General features: G+C 38.5%; 23 protein-coding genes and 1 pseudogene. 8 read left to right on the top strand and 16 right to left on the bottom strand.

Translation table 11 applies throughout. The annotated features are described in order from the left end of the window. The 3 genes and pseudogenes from QZ620_RS03325 to QZ620_RS03315 all read right to left on the bottom strand — a co-directional run. A pseudogene (locus tag QZ620_RS03325) lies at positions 1-707 on the bottom strand (phospho-sugar mutase); the annotation flags it as partial. A 49-nt stretch (positions 708-756) separates the two neighbouring features. After that, positions 757-1,716 carry a glycosyltransferase family 2 protein gene (locus tag QZ620_RS03320; RefSeq protein ID WP_295179075.1) on the bottom strand — a complete coding sequence of 320 codons (960 nt, stop codon included), beginning with the start codon at positions 1,714-1,716 and terminating at the stop codon, positions 757-759. A gap of 3 nt (positions 1,717-1,719) precedes the next feature. Beyond that, positions 1,720-2,250, bottom strand: a complete 531-nt coding sequence (locus tag QZ620_RS03315) for a DUF4199 domain-containing protein (protein WP_295179073.1) — start codon at positions 2,248-2,250, stop codon at positions 1,720-1,722. A 149-nt stretch (positions 2,251-2,399) separates the two neighbouring features. Here QZ620_RS03315 and QZ620_RS03310 point away from each other — a divergent pair, with 149 nt between their 5' ends. From QZ620_RS03310 to mtaB, 3 genes are all read left to right on the top strand, one after another. Next, complete coding sequence (locus QZ620_RS03310) at positions 2,400-2,654, top strand: type B 50S ribosomal protein L31 (protein WP_026916023.1); 255 nt, start codon at positions 2,400-2,402, stop codon at positions 2,652-2,654. A gap of 106 nt (positions 2,655-2,760) precedes the next feature. Continuing rightward, positions 2,761-3,933 carry a GlmU family protein gene (locus QZ620_RS03305; RefSeq protein ID WP_295179070.1) on the top strand — a complete coding sequence of 391 codons (1,173 nt, stop codon included), beginning with the start codon at positions 2,761-2,763 and terminating at the stop codon, positions 3,931-3,933. A gap of 111 nt (positions 3,934-4,044) precedes the next feature. Then, positions 4,045-5,373, top strand: coding sequence for a tRNA (N(6)-L-threonylcarbamoyladenosine(37)-C(2))-methylthiotransferase MtaB (gene mtaB, locus QZ620_RS03300; RefSeq protein WP_295179068.1), 1,329 nt, complete (start codon positions 4,045-4,047; stop codon positions 5,371-5,373). On the opposite strand, the gene QZ620_RS03295 is transcribed toward mtaB, so the two are convergent. Together QZ620_RS03295 and QZ620_RS03290 are read right to left on the bottom strand one after the other, a co-directional pair. Further along, positions 5,370-5,666 (bottom strand): N-acetyltransferase, encoded by a 297-nt coding sequence (locus QZ620_RS03295; protein WP_295179067.1) that lies wholly within the window; start codon positions 5,664-5,666, stop codon positions 5,370-5,372. The two genes, mtaB and QZ620_RS03295, sit on opposite strands and share 4 nt — an antisense overlap. Positions 5,667-5,676: 10 nt before the next feature. Further along, a complete protein-coding gene (locus QZ620_RS03290) occupies positions 5,677-6,390 on the bottom strand; it encodes a pirin family protein (RefSeq protein ID WP_295179064.1) in 714 nt (237 codons plus the stop codon). Between the two features lie 110 nt (positions 6,391-6,500). Here QZ620_RS03290 and QZ620_RS03285 point away from each other — a divergent pair, with 110 nt between their 5' ends. Further along, positions 6,501-7,181, top strand: coding sequence for an alpha/beta hydrolase (locus tag QZ620_RS03285; RefSeq protein ID WP_366935428.1), 681 nt, complete (start codon positions 6,501-6,503; stop codon positions 7,179-7,181). A gap of 10 nt (positions 7,182-7,191) precedes the next feature. Beyond that, positions 7,192-8,154, top strand: a complete 963-nt coding sequence (locus QZ620_RS03280) for a lytic transglycosylase domain-containing protein (protein ID WP_295179062.1) — start codon at positions 7,192-7,194, stop codon at positions 8,152-8,154. Here the strand turns inward: QZ620_RS03280 and QZ620_RS03275 are convergent. Together QZ620_RS03275 and QZ620_RS03270 are read right to left on the bottom strand one after the other, a co-directional pair. Continuing rightward, entirely contained in the window at positions 8,151-8,858 is a 708-nt protein-coding gene (locus QZ620_RS03275) for a redoxin domain-containing protein (protein WP_295179060.1), read from the bottom strand. The genes QZ620_RS03280 and QZ620_RS03275 overlap by 4 nt on opposite strands. 116 nt (positions 8,859-8,974) lie before the next feature. Further along, positions 8,975-9,490, bottom strand: a complete 516-nt coding sequence (locus QZ620_RS03270) for a DUF2892 domain-containing protein (RefSeq protein ID WP_295179058.1) — start codon at positions 9,488-9,490, stop codon at positions 8,975-8,977. Between the two features lie 146 nt (positions 9,491-9,636). Here QZ620_RS03270 and rpmH point away from each other — a divergent pair, with 146 nt between their 5' ends. From rpmH to QZ620_RS03255, 3 genes are all read left to right on the top strand, one after another. Further along, positions 9,637-9,795 (top strand): 50S ribosomal protein L34, encoded by a 159-nt coding sequence (rpmH, locus tag QZ620_RS03265; protein ID WP_011708966.1) that lies wholly within the window; start codon positions 9,637-9,639, stop codon positions 9,793-9,795. A 115-nt stretch (positions 9,796-9,910) separates the two neighbouring features. Further along, positions 9,911-12,763 carry a carbamoyl-phosphate synthase large subunit gene (gene carB, locus QZ620_RS03260; protein ID WP_295179045.1) on the top strand — a complete coding sequence of 951 codons (2,853 nt, stop codon included), beginning with the start codon at positions 9,911-9,913 and terminating at the stop codon, positions 12,761-12,763. 68 nt (positions 12,764-12,831) lie between these two features. Further along, on the top strand, positions 12,832-13,230 hold the full coding sequence (locus tag QZ620_RS03255) for a DUF423 domain-containing protein (RefSeq protein ID WP_295179043.1): 399 nt from the start codon (positions 12,832-12,834) through the stop codon (positions 13,228-13,230). Here QZ620_RS03255 and QZ620_RS03250 read toward each other — a convergent pair whose 3' ends face one another. Genes QZ620_RS03250 through QZ620_RS03210 form a run of 9 tightly spaced genes read right to left on the bottom strand, consistent with a single transcriptional unit; the run spans position 13,231 to position 21,168 of the window. Beyond that, positions 13,231-13,710 (bottom strand): hypothetical protein, encoded by a 480-nt coding sequence (locus QZ620_RS03250; protein WP_295179041.1) that lies wholly within the window; start codon positions 13,708-13,710, stop codon positions 13,231-13,233. It lies immediately after the preceding gene. A gap of 23 nt (positions 13,711-13,733) precedes the next feature. Next, positions 13,734-14,690, bottom strand: a complete 957-nt coding sequence (locus tag QZ620_RS03245; RefSeq protein WP_295179039.1) for a bile acid:sodium symporter family protein — start codon at positions 14,688-14,690, stop codon at positions 13,734-13,736. Beyond that, positions 14,687-15,238 (bottom strand): acyl-CoA thioesterase, encoded by a 552-nt coding sequence (locus tag QZ620_RS03240; protein ID WP_295179037.1) that lies wholly within the window; start codon positions 15,236-15,238, stop codon positions 14,687-14,689. The genes QZ620_RS03245 and QZ620_RS03240 overlap by 4 nt, the downstream gene beginning before the upstream one ends. 1 nt (position 15,239) lies before the next feature. After that, a complete protein-coding gene (locus QZ620_RS03235) occupies positions 15,240-15,605 on the bottom strand; it encodes a 6-phosphogluconate dehydrogenase (protein WP_295179035.1) in 366 nt (121 codons plus the stop codon). 1 nt (position 15,606) lies between these two features. Then, positions 15,607-16,740 carry a serine hydrolase gene (locus QZ620_RS03230; RefSeq protein ID WP_295179033.1) on the bottom strand — a complete coding sequence of 378 codons (1,134 nt, stop codon included), beginning with the start codon at positions 16,738-16,740 and terminating at the stop codon, positions 15,607-15,609. Positions 16,741-16,753: 13 nt separating this feature from the next. Continuing rightward, positions 16,754-18,151 carry a DNA recombination protein RmuC gene (rmuC, locus tag QZ620_RS03225; protein ID WP_295179031.1) on the bottom strand — a complete coding sequence of 466 codons (1,398 nt, stop codon included), beginning with the start codon at positions 18,149-18,151 and terminating at the stop codon, positions 16,754-16,756. A gap of 58 nt (positions 18,152-18,209) precedes the next feature. Further along, a complete protein-coding gene (locus tag QZ620_RS03220; protein ID WP_295179029.1) occupies positions 18,210-19,004 on the bottom strand; it encodes an ABC transporter ATP-binding protein in 795 nt (264 codons plus the stop codon). Next, complete coding sequence (locus QZ620_RS03215; protein WP_295179027.1) at positions 19,004-20,035, bottom strand: iron ABC transporter permease; 1,032 nt, start codon at positions 20,033-20,035, stop codon at positions 19,004-19,006. The genes QZ620_RS03220 and QZ620_RS03215 overlap by 1 nt, the downstream gene beginning before the upstream one ends. After that, a complete protein-coding gene (locus QZ620_RS03210; RefSeq protein WP_295179025.1) occupies positions 20,035-21,168 on the bottom strand; it encodes an ABC transporter substrate-binding protein in 1,134 nt (377 codons plus the stop codon). Before QZ620_RS03210 ends, QZ620_RS03215 begins: the two co-directional genes overlap by 1 nt. Positions 21,169-21,179 lie beyond the last annotated feature (11 nt).

Below are 21,179 nucleotides of genomic sequence, written 5' to 3'. Positions count from 1 at the left end.
AGAGAAGTAAATACTACTTTAAGATTGCTCTTTGCGGTAGCTGAAGTATCAAAACTTCCATTTTCTACGGAAGCTTTTGCAAATGAATCGTCAACCTTTTGGTCGATCTTTTCGATCAATGATTCGTTCGCTTCAAATTTAACTTCAGTATAGTCAAGATTATTAATGATTTCGATCACTTCTTTGTCCTGCGGTGGAACTAACTGGCCACCATCCTGCCAATAAACCTTGTAACCATTGTATTCTGGTGGATTATGGCTTGCGGTAAGCACGATCCCACAGTGACATTCTAATTCCTTGACTGCAAAAGACAATTCAGGAGTCGGTCGTAGTTCAGAAAAGAGATATACTTTGATATCGTTCGCCGAAAATACATCTGCAACAACTTTGGCTAACGTATCGCTATTATGCCTGCAGTCGTAAGCAATCGCAACTTTAACCTGCTCTCCAGGAAAAGATTTTTTCAAATAATCTGAAAGTCCCTGGGTATTTTTACCTAAAGTATATTTGTTGATACGATTTGTACCAACACCCATAACACCACGCATTCCACCTGTACCAAATTCAGCATTTTTGTAAAAGCTTTCTTCCAGCTCCCCTGGATCAGCATTTATTAGTCTATTGATCTCGGTTTTAGTGTCTGCATCAAAGATATCAGTAAGCCACGCCTGTGCCTTCTGAAGAATTTCAGGTTTATTAGTTGCCATAATTAGTTAATTTTGCTAAACAAAAATAATGATTAATACGAGAAAGGTACTAAATATTACTGGTGGTTTTTCGTATCAGGTAGCGCTCTTTCTCGCGTTTTGAACGAAGAATAAGCTCTCCCAGAAAACCAGCAAGAAAAAACTGTGTTCCTATGATCATCACTGCAAGTGAAATATAGAACCATGGATTCTGAGTTACCAGTACGTTAGGTAGGCCATGATAAAGTTTATAAAGCTTGGAGACACCAATAAGAAATGCAGAGACAAAACCAATGATAAACATTAGAACGCCCAGTGCTCCAAAAAGGTGCATAGGTCTGCGTCCAAATTTGGAAAGAAACCAAATGCTAATTAGGTCCAGGAAGCCATTTAGAAATCTACTGGCGCCAAATTTTGTGTTACCATATTTCCTGGCCTGGTGTTTAACTTCTTTTTCGGTGATCTTGCTGTAACCGGCATTTTTGGCAAGTACAGGAATGTATCGATGCATTTCACCATAGACATCGATGTTCTTGATCACTTCTTTTTTGTAAGCCTTTAGTCCGCAATTAAAATCATTTAATTTTACTCCGGAAGTTTTTCTTGCAGCGGCATTAAATAGTTTGGAAGGAAGATTTTTGGTGATCACATTATCATAACGCTTCTTTTTCCATCCTGAAACAAGGTCATATTTCTGCTCCTTAATTAAGGCGTATAATTCTGGAATTTCATCAGGATTATCCTGAAGATCGGCATCCATGGTGATGATCACTTCACCCTGGGCTTCGATAAAACCAGCATGTAATGCCTGGGATTTCCCGTAATTTCTATTAAAACGTATGCCTTTTACACGATCATCGGCTTCAGAAAGTGATTCGATCGTCTTCCAGGAACCATCTGTGCTGCCATCATCAATAAAGATGATCTCATAAGAAAAGGAATTGGATCGCAATACTTTTGCGATCCAATTATATAATTCAACCAAAGATTGCTCTTCGTTGAGTAATGGTATAACTACCGATATCTGCATATATTATGCGTTTGTCTTATCTTTCTCTCTAAAGATCAAAGCTACGATTAATCCTATAATTGAAAATATAACTAACTGGATTGCCAGACTAATCATAACATTTTTAAACGAAAAGAAATTTTCTTTTTGCATTTCGGTCATCGTCTCGTTAATCTGAGCTTCAGTCATTCCAAACTTTTCGAACATTTCTGCCTGCTTACTCATCGTAATTTCCTGCAACGTATCTGCCGCTTGAGGGTCGATTACATTGAAAAGTATAACACTAAATAAGGTAGATAAAACCAATCCAATTACTACTGTAATAAAATAGGTAGAAAAAGCTTCCTTAAAACTAAAAATCCCAGTATTGAACTTCTTAGCCTTATTTACTGCCATGATAGCTAGCGCAAGGATTATAATATATACAATTGGTGTATAATACCATTCAGTCATTAAAGAAATGTCGAATGCATACACTAAGACCGAGATTAGAATAAGTGCAATACCTAGATAAAGGCCATAACTCGTAGCTAGTTTTTTTGTTGATTGTTCCATTGTAAGTTGTAGATTGATTAGTTTAGCAGTTAGTTAACAAATATAAGGAAACGTTACACTCAATAATAAATAAAAACTTTTTTCAATTTTATTTGTTCATAAGTAGTAATTAGTTAAATTTGCACCTCGAAAATTAAAAGATCAAAGCGATGAAGCAGGGAATCCATCCGGAAAATTATAGATTAGTAGCATTTAAAGATATGTCTAACGAAGACGTGTTTTTAACTAAATCTACAGCAAAAACAAAAGAAACTATTGAAGTTGACGGAACTGAATACCCGTTGGTAAAACTGGAAATTTCCAGAACTTCTCACCCATACTATACTGGACAGACCAAATTATTGGATACTGCAGGTAGAATTGACAAGTTCAAGAACAAATACTCAAAATTCAAGAAGAAGTAATTCTTCCGAATTTTCGATATACAAAGCCGCTTTTAGCGGCTTTTTTCGTTTTAGAAGCAGTCCGTTTCATTGGAAACTTTATTTTTGCTGAATCAAAGCATACGATATGAACTATATTCTATTTGACGGTACTTTCCGAAATAATCTATTACCATTTACATTCACCAGGCCAGTAGCCGATCTACGGATTGGGATACTAACTATCCGTGAAAAATGGGAGCAACGATTAAATGCTACTACTTCAACTAAGACTGAAGAATATCTGTCTGAAAAGTGGCCATTGAAGTTAGAGAGTTCAAATATCTTTATCAATGCTTCTGTGTTACCGGATGATACATTACTGGAGGAAATTTCAGTACTTCAGCATGGCGAAAAATTAGTTTTTGAAGATATCCTAATTGCATATAAGTTTGAAGGGAATTCAGAACTATCTATTGAAGATCTTCAGCTTAAAGAATCATCCAGAAAGCCTTTTATAGTTGCTCATACCTGGGATATCTTCTCTAAAAATGCTGAAGCTATTCAGTTAGACTTTAATCATTTGACCAAAGGAAGAACTTCTCAGGACATTGACTCTTCAAATTACACCAAGAATTCAGAAAACATTTTTATTGAGGAAGGTGCAAGCGTAGAAAATTGTTCATTAAATGCCAGCGATGGCCCTATTTATATAGGTAAAAATGCTACAGTTATGGAAGGATCGCTTATCAAAGGTCCTTTCGCGCTAGGAGAATCTGCAACGATCAAAATGGGTGCTAAAATTTATGGCGCTACTACCATTGGACCTTCATGCAAAGCGGGAGGTGAGATCAGCAACTCTGTGTTGCTTCAGAATTCTAATAAAGGGCATGATGGCTTTTTAGGAAATTCTGTACTTGGCGAGTGGTGCAATATAGGTGCCGATTCTAATAACAGCAATCTTAAGAATAATTATGCCGCCGTCCGCTTATGGGATTACGAGACAGAAAGATTTGCAGATACCGGGTTGCAGTTCTGCGGACTTATAATGGGAGATCACAGTAAATGTGGTATCAATACCATGTTTAATACCGGGACCGTAGTAGGAGTGAGTGCTAATATTTTTGGGAGTGGTTTCCCTAGAAATTTTATTCCTTCTTATAGCTGGGGTGGAAGTGCAGGAACAACTACATATAAACTGACTAAGGTTTTTGAAACCGCCAGACTGGTAATGCAACGCCGGGGAGTAGAGCTCACCGCAGCCGATGAAAAGATCATGGAGCATATTTTCGATTATTCCGCGAAATGGCGACGGGATTAAATTCTAGAAACCCCGTCTGATCATTTGATTTTCAGTTTCATAAATGATTTTTCAGAAACACTTTAAGTTGGTATCTTTGCAGCCCGAAATACAGGATTAGACGAATTGATCATGAGCGCAAAAAAAGTAGCATTTTATACCCTTGGCTGTAAGCTGAATTTTTCTGAAACTTCCACGATCGCTAGATCTTTTGAGAATGAAGGATTCCAGAGGGTGGAGTTTGATGAAGCAGCAGATGTTTACGTGATCAATACCTGTTCTGTTACTGAAAATGCAGATAAACGATTCAAAACTATTGTAAAGCACGCACAGAAGGCAAATGAAGATGCATTTCTTATTGCGGTAGGCTGCTATGCTCAATTGAAACCAGAAGAACTAGCCGAGGTAGATGGTGTGGATCTGGTCCTGGGTGCTACTGAAAAATTCAAAATTACAGACTACCTGAACGACCTCACCAAGAATGATCATGGTGAAGTTCATAGCTGCGAGATCGATGAAGCCGATTTCTACGTGGGTTCTTATTCTATAGGTGATCGTACCCGGGCTTTTTTGAAAGTTCAGGACGGATGTGATTATAAGTGTACATATTGTACCATTCCTTTAGCCAGAGGTATTTCGAGAAGTGACCGCCTTGAAAATGTCCTTCAGAATGCTTCGGAAATTGCAGAACAGGGAATAAAAGAGATCGTTCTCACAGGAGTAAATATTGGAGACTACGGGAAAGGTGAATTCGGAAATAAAAAGCATGAGCATACTTTTCTTGAGCTCGTACAGGCACTGGATGAAGTTGAAGGGATTGAAAGACTTCGTATTTCATCCATAGAACCAAACCTGCTAAAAAATGAAACGATCGATTTTGTAGCTTCAAGTAATACTTTTGTGCCTCATTTTCACATTCCACTTCAAAGTGGAAGTGACGATATGCTCAAGCGTATGCGTAGGCGCTATCTGAGTGATCTATATGCGGATCGTGTAAATAAGATAAAATCAGTCATGCCAGATGCCTGTATTGGCGTAGATGTCATTGTTGGCTTTCCAGGTGAAACTGATGAGCATTTTCTGGAGACCTATAATTTTCTTCAGAAATTGAATATATCATACCTGCATGTTTTCACTTATTCAGAAAGAGATAATACTCCAGCAGCAGAGATGGATGGAGTAGTCCCATTAAAAGTGCGAAAAAAGAGAAGCAAAATGCTAAGAGGCTTATCTGCTAAAAAACGCAGAGCTTTTTATGAAAGTCAGCTTGGGAATACATCAACGGTTTTATTCGAAGGCGAGAACAAATCAGGTTATATCCATGGATTTACAGAAAACTATGTAAAGGTAAAGGCACCGTGGAATCCAGAGATGGTAAATACACTTAAAAAAGTGAATCTTACCGAGATCGATGAAGATGGCCTGGTAAGATTCGAAATGCTTCAGGAAGAATTGGTTTAAATATTAATACCTACAGGAAGTAGATCTTTATATTTTCTTCTGTTTGTCCGCATAAAACCAGCAATGGTCGGGTTTGTAGGAACCACTCTCATATTGGTTTCGCTAATCGTGGAAAGAACCGCTTCTATAAAATCATTTTGCCTGTCCAGAACTTTCTCAGATACTTTGATCTTGGTTAAGAAGATCTTTCTATCCTGTTGAGAATATTCTATAATGCAGAGTTCTCCATTAATCTCAGTTTCAAACTGTCTCAAAAATTCATTGTCTGTAATCTTCATTTCTTCTACATTCATATTTTAAGTTTTAATTCATAGGCACTTCAATAAAAAGCACCATTGATTCATTTTTAACGTCAACATTTATCTTAGCAGTATTCCAGATACCAGCAGCATCGCGTTTTAAAAGCTTTAAGTCATCAATTTCTGAATCTCCTTCTATCATAAAGATGTAAACACCATTGGCCTGGTTATTTAGGTTATACTCAATATTCCTGCCAGCTTCGGTCTTCTGGATTGATAGGAAGGCGTTTTGATGTATTTTCAAGGCATTTTCATCATCATGACCCATTGGAGCTACTACTGTAACCATTTCACCAGCATCTAACTGTTTGCTATAATTCTTTTGGTCATAGCGGGGTTCATGTCCGTTCCTATCCGGGAAGATCCAGATTTGGAGCATGTTCAATTCTTCAGTAGACGAATTAAATTCGCTATGTTCCACACCTGTTCCGGCGCTCATTACCTGTACTTCGCCCTGCTCAATGACTGCAGTGTGGCCCATGGAATCTTTATGTTTTATTGCACCCTTGAGAGGAATTGAAATGATCTCCATATCCTTATGTGGATGGGTACCAAAACCCATTCCGGATTTAACGTAATCGTCATTAAGTACACGAAGCAGTCCAAAATTTGTTTTATTAGGATCGAAATAGTTAGCAAAGCTAAAGGAGAAATTAGCGTTCAACCAGCCATGATTAGCGGTACCACGAGATCCTGCAGCGTGAAATATTTTATCCATTATTTATGAGTTATAAGATTTGAAAGTCTAAGATTAAAGGCTAATTTTGATTGTTCAATTTACGATTTTGTGAGTGCATTTCATGTAACTCGCATGTTAAAAAGATTAGTTTGCAGAAGCGTATACATGTTTACTTCATGCCGGGTATGGCAGCAGCTCCAACAATTTTTGAAAACCTGATTTTACCTGCAGAAAAGTATGAAACACATTTGCTTGAGTGGGTAATTCCTGAGACAGATGAATCACTTGAAGATTATTCGAAAAGAATGCTTCAGTTTATCAAACACGAAAATATTGTATTGATAGGCGTTTCTTTTGGAGGGGTTATTGTACAGGAGATGGCAAAGTTTCTGGACTTACAGAGACTTATTATCATTTCCAGCGTGAAATGCAAGCATGAGCTACCTCCCCGTATGAAGTTTGCGGCTAGAACGGGCTTATTTAGAATTGTGCCCACAAGTCTGGCGAATTATGTAGACCATTTCGAGAAGTATGCCATTGGACCTTTTCTTAAAAAACGTGCGAAATTATATAAACAGTATATTTCAATTACAGACAAGCAGTATCTGGACTGGTCTATAAAACAGATGGTGAGCTGGAAGTGTGAAAAGCCTGATGAAAAGGTAATTCATATTCATGGTGATCAGGATGAAGTTTTTCCAGTAAAAAACATTGACAATGCGATCATCGTTAAAGGTGGAACGCATATTATGGTAGTAAATAGATTCAGGTGGTTCAATGAAAATCTACCTGGAATTATCGAAACCGGTAAATTGATTAAAAGAACTTAAATAAAAACATATGAATTTATTGAAAAGCGCATTGATCTTTGTAGGGATTCTAACAGTCCTGGGAATAAGTATTAATGCATATGTACAGGATGGGGAATTAAATTCAAGTGAATCCGGTAGTATATTAGCTGATACGATCAGGAATCGTAGTGTTGCAACTAGCTACCGAATCAAGGCGTTGCCTGTGCCAGAAAACCTGGATTTTGCAGGAGAGCCCGTTCCATTGGAAGATCCTGATGTTTATGAAAGAATGGATAGGGAACTTTTGGTGAATACTTATTGGCAGTCGAATGCTTTGCTGCTTATAAAACGAGCTAATAAGTTCTTCCCGATCATCGAGCCGGTTTTAGAAGAAGAAGGGATTCCTGACGACTTCAAGTATCTTGCGGTTATAGAAAGTGGTTTGACTCAGGCTGTATCACCTGCAAAGGCAGTAGGTTTCTGGCAAATCCTTGAAGGAACAGGGAAGGAGTATGGATTGGAGATCAATTCTAATGTTGATGAACGGTATAATATTGAGAAGTCCACCCGTGTAGCTGCAGATTACCTGAAGAAAGCAAAGGCACGCTTTGGTTCCTGGACATTGGCCGCGGCTTCATATAATGCAGGTCAGTATGGTGTTGATAAGCAATTGGATAGACAGAAGGTTGATGAATACTATGAGTTATTACTTGGAGAAGAGACCGGTAGATATGTGTTTAGAATTCTTGCCTTGAAAGAGATCATGAACAATCCGGAGAAGTATGGATTCGATTACGAAGAAGAAGATCTTTACGCGCCAATTCAGCTTAATAAAATTAAAGTAGACACTGCTGTAGAGAATTTCCCAAATTTTGCGAGAGAATTCGGAATCAACTATAAAACTTTAAAGATTCATAACCCCTGGTTAAGGGATGATCATCTCAATAATTCGTCAAGAAGGACTTATTATATTGAGATCCCTGAAAAAGGTCAGTATCCCAAACTAGATTAGTTTACACTCACATTATCTGCATAAACTTCATCGTACTCGGGAACCAGGTTTTTTGAAATCGAGGTTTCCAGTGCGATATAGTTTTTTTGATAAGCCGTTTCGAGATCGGTTGCCGGTCCTGAGAATACGCTTCTTCGAATGGAGGTGATCCTTTTATCTTCGGAAAGTAAGAAGCAAGTTGGAAGTCCCAAGGAATGTTTCAGTTGTTTCACAACGTAACCACCGTTATTCTCTGATTCATCCACATAAACTACTGAAATTTCTGAATCAAATTGATCTGAAAGTTTCTTTACAGTTTTTCGCTTATCCCAGAACAACACCACAAAATCCACCTTATCAGAGTATTCTTTCGCTAATTTGTTAATTGCAGGAATTTCTCCCTTAGCAGGAATACACCAGCTGGCATAAGTAATAAGGAAAGTTGGTTTATTAAAATCGTAAAGCTCAACTTCACGATTTCGAAGGTTCTTGAATTTAAAATTATTCATGTAAGAACCTGCAAGTTGTTCCGAAGTGAATTTTTCGAAGAGCTCCTGGGCTTCTTCATATTTATTAGCTCTAAATGCAGCATCGGCCTTTTTATTATAGTCAGATAAATGCTCAAAAAGCGCTTCAGTAAAATAATATTTATCGTCCAGATCTTGCTGGGCGAATAAATGGGGCGTAATAAAAAGAAGCGTTAACAAAAGTAACAGTCTCTTCATAATTTATCTTTGGGGCTTACCCCTTAAAAGTATTATGAATAAAGACGATTCAGAAAAATACTCGTTTAAATACCAATTTACTTGTTGAAAGAAAATATCTTAAAAAAAACTCTTAATTAGATCTTTTTCATTTGCTCTTTCATCATTCGAATCTGGTCGTTTAGCATTCCATGTTTGTCAAGTTTTTTAGCTTCACTAAGTAGTGTAGTCGCTTCTCTCTTTCTTCTTTTGGTCATGGCGATTCCAGCAAGGTTTAGTTTTGCCATGGCAAGGTCATGATCCATTGAAAGTCCAAGTTTGATAGCACGCTTAAAGAACTTTTCAGCCTGGGTCATATTGGTTTGAGAAACCATTAGACCGTGCAGGTACCAGTAATATCCCTGTTGCTTTGGTACTAATGCCTTTTCGGGATCTTTAATCTTATCAAGCCATTTTTTTGCGCCAGGAAAATCTTGTTTTCTAAGTCTAAGAAACGCCAAAAGTATCATTTCATTCTTAAAATACAGGAAGATAAAAATCCCGGAAAGTAGAATGAGAGCAATTCCATTTCCAATTTCCCCTTCAATAAATTGCCAGACAGCAACGGCGATAAGTAATCCTGCGATAAATAGTTTGATAATCTTATTGAACATAGATAAGTTTGTTTTCCGGCGGCAAAGGTAGTAAAAACAATTAAAATTTTTTATGTTTAGTATTTGCAGTACATAAAAAGCTTTGTATATTTGCACGCAGTTTTTAAGACAGATAAACGAATTTTAGAAGATAAAAGATATTCACAATGAAAAGAACGTTTCAACCATCCAAAAGAAAAAGAAAAAACAAGCACGGCTTTAGGGAGCGTATGGCAAGTGCCAACGGTAGAAAAGTCCTTGCCAGAAGAAGAGCAAAAGGAAGAAAGAAACTATCTGTATCTTCTGAAAACAGACATAAGCATTAATGATTATCATTAATTGAAATATTAAAGGTGTTACTTTTTGAGTAACGCCTTTTTTTATACCCCGACGCTTCTTAATTTTATAGTACACAACTAACAACACGATCAAATCTTAATCATGCCTAAAAACAACAACATCAAGTGCGTTTTAATCATTGGATCTGGTCCAATTATCATTGGCCAGGCCTGTGAGTTCGATTACTCAGGTACTCAATCTCTTAGATCTCTGCGAGAGGACGGGATTAAAACCATACTTATCAATTCCAATCCTGCAACCATCATGACCGACCCTTCCATGGCCGATCATGTATATCTTAAGCCACTTACTACAAAATCCATTATTGAAATTCTGAAAGATCATCCCGAGATTGATGCTGTTCTACCAACTATGGGTGGCCAGACTGCATTGAATTTATGTATAGAAGCAGATGAAAAAGGTATTTGGAATGATTTTAATATAAAACTTATTGGTGTTGATATCGATGCGATCAATATTTGTGAAGATCGTGAGCAGTTTAAACAGCTAATGGGAAGACTTGGAGTGCCAGTCGCTCCGGCCAAAACGGTGACCTCTTATTTGCAAGGAAAGGAAGTTGCCCAGGAATTTGGATTTCCTTTAGTTATTAGAGCGTCATTTACTCTTGGTGGGGGTGGAGCCAGTTTTGTGCACCGTGCTGAAGATTTTGACGAGATGCTTTCCAGAGGTCTTGAAGCTTCTCCAATTCATGAGGTGTTGATTGATAAAGCATTGTTAGGCTGGAAAGAATATGAACTGGAACTACTGCGCGATAGAAACGATAACGTAGTAATTATTTGTGCCATTGAAAATATGGATCCAATGGGAATCCATACCGGTGACTCGATCACAGTTGCTCCTGCGATGACACTTAGCGATAAAACGTATCAAAGAATGCGTGATCTCGCGATTAAAATGATGCGTAGTATTGGAGATTTTGCCGGAGGTTGTAATGTGCAATTTGCGGTTAGTCCCGATGAAAAAGAGGATATCGTAGCAATTGAGATCAATCCGCGGGTATCTAGATCTTCAGCTTTAGCTTCTAAAGCAACAGGATATCCTATTGCAAAGGTCGCTACAAAACTGGCTTTAGGTTATAATCTTGATGAACTTGAGAACCAGATCACCAAATCAACTTCAGCATTATTCGAACCTTCACTTGATTATGTGATCGTTAAGATCCCTCGCTGGAACTTTGATAAATTCGAAGGATCAGATCGCACATTAGGTCTTCAGATGAAATCTGTAGGGGAAGTGATGGGAATCGGGCGTTCGTTCCAGGAAGCTCTTCATAAAGCTACACAATCGCTTGAGATCAAACGAAATGGATTGGGTGCAGATGGAAAGGGTTATAAGGATTATGACCAGATCATAGATAAATTAACCAACCCAAGCTGGGATCGTGTCTTTGTGATCTACGATGCCATACAAATGGGAATACCTCTTAGTAGAATTCACGAGATCACGAAGATCGATATGTGGTTTCTGAAACAATATGAGGATCTTCACGCTCTTGAAGTGGAGATCACTAAATATGATAAAGAAAATCTTCCGAAAGACCTTCTGCTGGAAGCCAAACAGAAAGGTTTTGTTGATAGACAAATTGCACATATGCTTGACTGTCTGGAAAGCGAAGTTTATAAGAAGAGAGAAGAATTACAGATTAACCGGGTTTATAAACTTGTGGATACCTGTGCTGCGGAATTTGAGGCTTTGACTCCGTATTATTATTCCACCTTCGAGGAAGGAATTCGTTCCAAAGACGGAACGCATTATACGGATAACGAAAGCAAGGTTTCAGATAAGAAAAAGATCATAGTGCTTGGTTCAGGTCCCAATAGAATAGGACAGGGGATAGAGTTTGATTATAGCTGTGTTCATGGTGTTCTTGCTGCTGCAGAATGTGGTTACGAAACGATCATGATCAACTGTAATCCTGAGACAGTATCTACAGATTTCGACACTGCAGATAAGTTGTATTTTGAACCTGTGTTCTGGGAGCATATTTATGACATTATTCAGCATGAGAAACCTGAAGGAGTTATAGTACAGCTTGGGGGGCAAACGGCTCTTAAACTTGCAGAAAAACTTGATCGCTACGGAATCAAGATCATGGGAACCAGTTATGAAGCCCTGGATTTAGCTGAAGATAGAGGTAGTTTCTCAACTTTATTACAAAAGAACGATATTCCTTACCCAGACTTTGGAACTGCAGAAAATGCAGACGAAGCCCTTAAACTTGCTGAAGAACTGGATTTCCCTATCCTGGTAAGACCATCTTATGTACTTGGAGGTCAGGGAATGAAGATCGTGATCAATAAGGACGAACTGGAAGCTCATGTGGTAGACCTTCTTAGAAAAATTCCTAACAATAAATTACTACTGGATCATTACCTTGATGGAGCAATAGAGGCTGAAGCAGATGCTATCTGTGATGGAGAGGATGTGTACATTATAGGGATCATGGAACATATCGAGCCTTGTGGAATACATTCTGGTGATTCTCATGCCTTATTGCCGCCATTTAACCTGGGAGACCTGGTAATGCAGCAAATCAAGGATCACACTCGCAAGATCGCTCTGGCGCTTAATACAGTTGGATTGATCAATATTCAATTTGCGATTAAGGATGATAAAGTATTTATTATCGAAGCGAATCCCAGAGCTTCGAGAACTGTACCGTTCATCGCGAAGGCTTATAAGGAGCCTTACGTGAATTACGCGACCAAAGTAATGCTTGGGGAAAAGAAGGTAAAGGATTTCAACTTTAATCCTCAGCTGGAAGGTTACGCCATTAAGCAGCCTGTCTTTTCATTCAATAAATTCTACAATGTGAATAAACAGCTTGGACCAGAAATGAAGAGTACCGGAGAAAGTATCCTGTTCATTGATAGTTTGAAGGACGATGAGTTCTACGATCTATATTCCAGAAGAAAAATGTACTTAAGTAAGTAATTAAAATTTTATAAGCTAAAGGTCATTCTGAATGCTATGTTCAGAATGACCTTTTTTAATAGTCGAAAATGAAAGAATTCGTTTTAATCTTTGGCGGAATCATGGGTGCCCTCTCTGTAATCTTGGGAGCCTTTGGAGCTCACGCCCTTAAAAAAACCTTTAACAATGATCAATTAAAGAGTTTTGAAACCGGTGTAAAATATCAAATGTATCATGCGATCATATTGATCATTACAGGAATTGTATTTCCTTTTACTCAAACTGGACAGCAGCTCACCGCCTGGTTATTTATGATCGGGATCTTGCTGTTTTCCTTCAGTATTTATGGTCTTACCTATAGTAGTTCGATCAATAAAAAGCTAAAAATACTTGGTCCGGTTACTCCTCTTGGTGGGTTGTTCCTAATCCTGGGATGGATCTTTTTCACAATAAATATTGTTGAAATAGCTGTTTATCTAAATGTCTGATTATCGGCAATCTGTACGCTGTAAAGTGTAGCGATCATTCAGCTTAAAATCTTTGTTTCTGAAGCTGGCTTTTCCATTAGATTCTTCTGTTTCTGTAAAGCCTTCAACGAAGCCATCAGGGCTTTTCAAAAAGAATACTTCTCTTTCTGATTCCTTTCCTTCTGAAGTATATTGGTAGCTGGCAAAAAGAGAATCATTGGAAATTCTTCCTCTAATACTACCTTTGTTCTGGTCTTTCTCGAACAGTGAATAAGACAGATCGCCTTCTACAATAGTATCATCTTTGATCCTTAAAGCCATATAGATCGTATCCTTACTTTCAAGGTAAGTGTAGCATTCGATCTTTTGAATACTTTCGGTCTTCGGAGCCGCTATTTCCTGTTTTTCTACTGAAACCTTCTCAATTTTTTCGGGTACTTCAGATTTACAGCCAAATAAAAAGAAGCTGATAAAAAAGAAAATGTAGGTAGTGTTTTTCATAATTCAGCATAAAAATAGGATAATTATTGAAGATCTGATTTCCTGCTTCTATATTTTTCAGCGAACCATGCGATCAAAATAAGTTGAGTGGAATGATACAGCATGATGGGAAGTAGTATCAATCCAGAATTTGCTGTACTTCCGAAGATCACCCGAACCATTACAGAGCCATGCACTAAGGATTTTTTTGTTCCGCAAAATTGAGCAGTAATGGTATCGCTTGTGTTCAATTTTAATGCCTTACTCGCGAACAGGGTGCCGTAATACACCAGAAAGAAAAGAACAATAACGATTCCTGCCATTTTTAAGATCTCACTCCAGCTAATATTAACAAAGATGTTTGAGGAAAATGAATTGCTGAAACTTGTATAAATGATTAATATAATCGTAGCCTTGTCAAAATTACTAAGCTTCTTACCGTGTTTTCTGGCCCAGTTTCCCAGAAACTTTTGAAGAAATAATCCAATTAGCAAAGGTGCTACGATTTGCAGCATCAATTTTTGCAATACGCTAAAAAAGTCAAAATCTGTTGAGCTTTCCAGTACCAGTCCCAACCATAGTGGCGTTGCAAGTATTCCAATAAGTCCGGATAAACTAGCATTAAATATAGCCGCAGGCAGATTTCCTTTCGCCAGCGCGACCATTACTACAGATGATGAGACGGTAGAAGGCAGGGTTCCCAGAAAGAACAGCGCAATCCAGGATTCAGATTGCAGCCCCTCTTCAAATAGAGGTAGACAAGCGATACACAGAAGTGGGAAAACAACAAAAGTGGCTAAATGAATAATGATATGAATCTTATAATTCATCAAACCCTGTTTAAACTCTGCCGGCGATAATTTGAGTCCGTAGAAAAAGAATATGAGTCCAATTCCTATGTCGGTAATGTTTTTTAAAGGTAGAATTTCCGGGCCCTTCGGAAGAAAGTATGCTATTGCGATCGCAACAAATATCGCTATGATAAACCAGTTCGATCTCACGAATGCATCTCAATTTTAGCCTTATGATCTTCCAGAATATGCAAATATTTTTCAGAAGCAAAATCGGTTTCATGAAATTCATTTACTCTGAAATCCTTCATTTCCTTACGTTTGATACTTTTAGCGAAACGCCGAATTTCATCATCAGATTTCAGGACTAAACCTGGAACTTCAATGGAATTCCCTTCTTTATCCTTTGCAACCATTGTGAAATACGAACTGTTGCAATGTTTAATAGCACCCGTTTGAATATTTTCAGATTCCACGCGAATTCCTATTACCATAGAGCTTCTACCCACATAATTTACAGAAGCTTTCATTGTCACCAGTTCACCGATCTCAATAGGCTTCAGAAAATCAACGGTATCCACGCTTGCAGTAACACAATAGGCCCTTGAATGTTTCGAGGCACATGCGAAGGCTATTTGATCAAGGAGTGATAATATATAGCCACCATGAATCTTGCCGTTAAAATTGGAGTGAGAGGGTAGCATCAATTCGGAGATAACGACCTGGCTTACTTCAACGCTTTTATAATTTTGCTGCATATTATCTTCTAAAATGTGGACTTTGAGATTGTTCTACTTCAGTAATAAAATATTTGCTGTCTCCCCAGAAAAAGAAGGTGGAATAGCGTTCGATGTAGGTGAGCTTTACGTAATTCCCTTCATACTCCTGAAGATCTTTGATCACTTCGTCATTTTTATCGAGAACAGAAAAACTAAATATCTGAGCACCGCTTATTCCCTGGCTTATTTCGCCTTCCCAGGTTTTTGTGATCACTCCTTTGCGGCTGAATTTGATGAGCTCACCGCTTCTGGTTCCTTCACTATAAGGCACAAAATATACAAATGCATAACAAAGCAGCCAGAGTATGAATATACCACCTAGTATATATATTAATGTTTTTTTCATATTATTGATTTTTATAGATCAGGTTGAGGAATTCTTCCAGTTTGGAAGGTTCAAGCCATCGGGTCACGATTACTAATTTTTGTTTTTGGTCAATGATGATAAAATTACCTCCAAATCCAGCTGCGTAAAAAAGATCTTTATCTAAACCATCCATATGTCGGTCTCCTTCGGCATTCAGCCACCACATATAACCATAATTCGTGTTGGAAGTAGAAGGTGTTAAAGCCTCTCTAATAAGATCTTTTTCAAGAAGTTTTTCATTGTTCCACACGCCATTATTCAGGAATAATAATCCGAACCTGGCCATATCTTTAGTATTGATAAACATGCCACCACCAGAATGACCTCCGCCGCTTACAGATTGCATTTTATAGCCATCGATGGTTGTCCAGGAATTGTCATAACCAAACCAGCGCCAGGAATGTGATGCCCCAATTGGGTCCATAATATTTTCCTTCAAAACGGCAGGCAAAGGCTTTCTGAAGACTTGCAGCAGGCTATAAGCGAGTACATTTACTCGTACATCATTATATTTAAAAAATGTACCCGGTTCATTTAACTTGCGGGATCTCCAGCTATCAATATTTCCACTTGCCGAGGGTCTGTCTGCCCAGTCATGGCTATCCCACAACTCACCACTCCAGTCAGAATTTTGCTGAAGTAAGTGTTTCCATGTAATTTTAGAATTGTGTGGATCGTCAAATGTGCCATCCCAGACATATCCTGATACGGTATCATTGAGGTTGCGAATGATATTTTTCTGTAAAGCAATTAACGCGGTAGTAGAAAGAAAGCTTTTGGTAACACTAAAGGTCATATCCACTCTTTGAATATCGCCCCATTCAGCAATTTTATAGCCGTTTTTTAATATCAATCCTGCCGGACCACCACGGCGCTTTACGGGTCCCATAATCTTGTGAAAAGGTTCCCGTTCAAAACCTTTCAAAATGGCTTGTTCAAGGTCTCGGGCTCCGGAATATTCATTTTTCTTAGCAAAGTTGATTGCTGCATCCAGGCTGAGATCGAAAGTTTCGGGTGACTTTGATTCCCAGAGTGTATCTGCAGGAAAATAGATCTCCTGCGCCTGGGTGGTGCATAAAAAGATGAATAAAATTGAACTGATCCAGAATTTCATGGCTGCAAGATATTTAATTCTCGTTCAAAGTTTCTGAATTTGAGTCTCGAATTAGTTTAGGGTCGATCTGTTTTGAGGCTTTAGCTCCAAGTTTTTTCAATCGCTCCACTTTTCTAATAAGATTTCCTTTTCCAGTTAGTTTTTTCATGGCTCCGTCATACGAATTCTGAACTGTACCAATCTGTCTGCCAACTTTTTCCAGTTCTATGGTGAGATTTGTAAATGAATCATACAAAGCACCGGCCTCGTTCGCGATCTCTATCGCATTTTGCTTTTGCTTTTCGTTCTGCCACATACTTTCAATCGTTCTTAGTACCGCGAGCAGGGTGGTAGGAGTTACCAGAATAATGTTTTGCTCAAAAGCTTCGTTGTAAAGATTAGGGTTTTCATTGCTAGCAACCGCAAATGCCGCTTCAATTGGGATGAACAACAGTACAAAATCGGGGCTTGCCTCCTGGTGAAGCATCTGGTAATTCTTTTTACTTAATTCCTGAACACGCTGTTTTAAGGCGAGCAGATGATCTTTAAGATGAGCAGACTGCTCAGTGAGATCTTCGGCATTTACATACCTTTCATAAGCATTAAGCGAAACTTTAGAATCCACGATCATCTTTTTATCACCCGGCAGATTGATCACTACATCCGGGATTACTCGTTTTCCTTCCTGTGTGGAAATACTTTGCTGCACATCATATTCGTTGCCTTTGGTAAGTCCGCTTTTTTCCAGGACCCGCTCCAGGATCATTTCACCCCAGTTTCCCTGCATTTTGGTGTTCCCTTTTAAAGCCTTGGTGAGATTGTTCGCTTCTTCGCTAATTTTAATATTTTGCTCATTCAGAAATCGTAATTTTTCTCCCAGTTCTGCATGTCTTTTTACTGAAGCCAGGTTGCTATCATTAATTTTATCTTCAAATTCTTTTAATTTTTTATCAAGCGGATTCAGAATCGCAGAAATATTCTTCTGATTCAGATCCGTGAACTTTTCGGATTTTTGTTCGAAGATGCGATTAGCGAGGTTTTCAAACTGCTCGTTAAATTTTGCGTGCAGTTTCTCAATTTCCAGGTTCAGGGTCTTACTTTTCTCTAGTAGGTGCTCATTTTCGGCTTCTTTCTGTGTCAATAGAATCTGAATTTTTCCACGCTCATTTCTAAGAGTTTCCAATTGCTCTTCTTTTTTCTGAAGCACTTCTATGCTTTCATTTTTAAGCTGTGATATGTTCGTTTTATGATCTTCTAACTGACTGGTGTAAAGTTTTCTATCACTATCTATCTGAAGTTTAAGTTGATCAATTTGATAGTCAGCATTTTTTAAAACCTCTTTTGATTTTGTGCCTTTCACAAAGTATGCAAGGGCGAAACCTAAGGCGAAAACAAACAGACAGAGAATCATCAGGAAGACCGGTTCAGGCATAAATCGTAGTTTGCTAAATATAATTAATTCGGAAATTCTTCAGCGTATTTTATCGGTTTTAGCTGCTTATTCTGAAGCTAGCCGATTGCCTGTCGAAGGTAATAAGTTCAGAAGGAAATAACGAATCGAATACACCAGAGGCCATCAACTCCTTCGGCGTACCAGTAAATGATTTACTATCTTTCAAAATGATTAGCTTATCACAAAGTTGTATGGCCAGGTTGATCTCATGAGTTGCAAAGATGATCGCCTTACCGGTCTTTTCTGTAAGTTGTTTCAGTAGTTTCAGCATAAACGCTTTATGATAAATGTCAAGATGAGTGGTAGGTTCATCCAGGATGATCAAAGAAGTGTCCTGTGCAATCGCCCTGGCTATTAAGACCTTCTGAAACTGTCCGTCGCTAAGTTCGTAACACTTTGTCTTTGCGAGTTCTTTTATGTTAACAAGTTCTATTGCATTCTGTACGGCTTCTTTATCTTCCCGATCCAGTTTTCCGATCCAGTTCGTGTATGGTTGCCGACCCAGAGCGATCAATTCCCGGACGCTTAAATTCCTTGAAACATTTTGTTCAGTAAGTACAAGGCTAAGCTGTTTTGAAAGCTCTTCTGAACCGATGTTGCTTATATTTTTATTATTTACAATAACCTCACCCTTAAGAGGTTCAAGTGATCCACTTAATGTTTTGAGTAAAGTAGATTTTCCAGCGCCATTTACTCCTATAACTGCAGTAAGCTCGTTCCTATCGCTCTCAAAATCAATATTTTCAGCAATGATCTTAGCTGTAGATCTTTCAGAATAACCTATGGAGAGTCCGCTAGTTTTTAAAATGCTATTTGAGTTTTTGTTCTCCATTAGAAATTAAATCTACGTTTTCTTATTAGAAGCCAAATAACAACGGGTGCTCCAATAAGCGAAGTGATGGCATTTATTGGTAAACTAAATTCACTACCGGGTAACTGAGAAACAATATCACACAATAACATTAAGATAGCTCCACCAAAAATTATCGCCGGGAACAAAATAATATGGTTTGCAGAAGGGATGATCTGTCTTATTAAATGCGGTACCGCCAGCCCTATGAATGCAATTGGACCAGCGAATGCGGTAATACTGCCAGCGAGCAGGCTGGTTGCCAAAATCACCAGGAATCTATTTCTTTTGATATTGGTTCCCATACTTTTTGCGTACTGTTCGCCAAGAAGCAAGGAATTGAGATTTTTAATGGAAGCCAGAGTTATCAGAATGCCTGCGGTCCAGAAAATGGCCAGGATACTTACTTCTTCCCAACTCAGGTTACCCAGGCTGCCATAGGACCAGAATATATACTGCTGAAGATCTGCAGCGGGACTAAAGTAGGCCAGGACACTTACGATCGCAGCAGTGAAACTGGCAAACATAAGACCTATGATCAATATCGCCATAGTGTCCTTTAATTTGAGGGAGGCAACTATCACAGCTAACAATACCAGTAAGCTCCCCAGACTAGATGCTATGACCAGACTCCATTTTGATAATAATATTGCGGCAAAACCAGCGCCGAACAGTGCAGATCCCATAAATACGATGGCAACTCCAAGGCTGGCACCACTGCTCAATCCCAGTACATACGGTCCTGCCAGGGGATTCCTGAATAAAGTCTGCATAAGCAAACCACTAACCGCCAGTCCAGATCCTGTGATAATCGCTGTTATCGCCTTCGGTAATCTGAATTCCAGAATTATATATCTCCAGGTTTCTTTTTCTACTGCAAAACCAGTAAGAGAGGCAATTACTTCAGAAAAAGGTATGCTTACCGATCCCAGGCTAATATTGAGTAGCAGGCAGCATAGAAGGGCAACTCCCAGGAAGACTATGGTTAAAGTATACTTTTTCCTGCTCCACATTAGTTGAGAGGTTTGAAAAATACATTCTCATGATCCTGAAGAAGATCAGGATGAAAGATTGTGATTAGGTCTTTTAAGATTAGATCTGGGCGTTGTGGACCAAGTTCATAAAAAAGAACTCCGCCAGTAGCGCCTTTTGATAAGCTCACGGTATAAACCTCTTTATCGTTTACCGCTTTGAATTTATCGTAGTGAACCGAGTTCTCAGTTAGTTGAGCATAGCTCTCAAACTGGCCGGAACTTATCCAGGTATCGGCATTACCAGCTTTGTCAAGTACACTTTCGAATGAAAGCGCCAAACTTCCTTCTCCTTCAGTATCAGCATATAGATAACTTGCATTAGCATCTTTAATAAATTGCGCCTGCCAGCTATTTCCATAGGGAACATACCACTTGTCATTATACATGGAACCGGCTATGACTACTGGTTTAGTTTTAGATAGAGAAGCTAATTCTTTTGCTTTAAGGTAGGAGGTTTCAATATCATCGAAAATTTTTTCAGCCTCCTCATTTTTGTCAAACAACACACCAAAAAACTTGATCCATTCAGCTTTACCTAAAGGTGTTTTTTCAGTCCAGTCTCCGTTGTAAAGTACAGGAATTCCGGTTTTTTTTATTGTTTCAAGACTTTTATTAGTGGCATCGATCGCAAATCCAACAACTACATCGGGCGATAGGTCGATCAGGATCTCTGTATTGATATTCTCGTTTTGACCAAGTTCCTGTATACTTCCTGAGTCGATCAGTTTCCTGGTTTTTTCTGAAGAGATATACCGGGTACCAGGAAAGCCAGTCAATTTATTTTCCAGACCTAAAGCTTCGAGCGCCGGAATATGGGTTGTGGAGGTGACTACGATATTTTTTACGGGAATTTCCAGCTTTTCATCAAAGTCGATGCTGTCTGGGATAGTGGCACCGGACTGGTGAAGTACATACCTGAAAGTTTTCTTTGCTCCTGGCCATGGGGTGGCTACTTCCAGGATCTTATAATTTTCATAGGATTTTATGCTAAAGCCCTCTGCATATTTAATTGAGGTAGTTTCAACTGACTGATTTACAGTTTCCTGCCGGGATGAATTGTCCTTGCAGGAAATTAAAACGATACAAAGAATTATAAAAATAAACTGCTTCACGAATGTTTTTT

Source organism: uncultured Christiangramia sp., assembly GCF_913046405.1.
In the GTDB taxonomy this organism is placed as follows: Bacteria; Bacteroidota; Bacteroidia; order Flavobacteriales; family Flavobacteriaceae; genus Christiangramia; species Christiangramia marina.
Note: the sequence above shows the minus strand (reverse complement) of the source record. Positions and strands in the feature narration are given on the sequence as shown.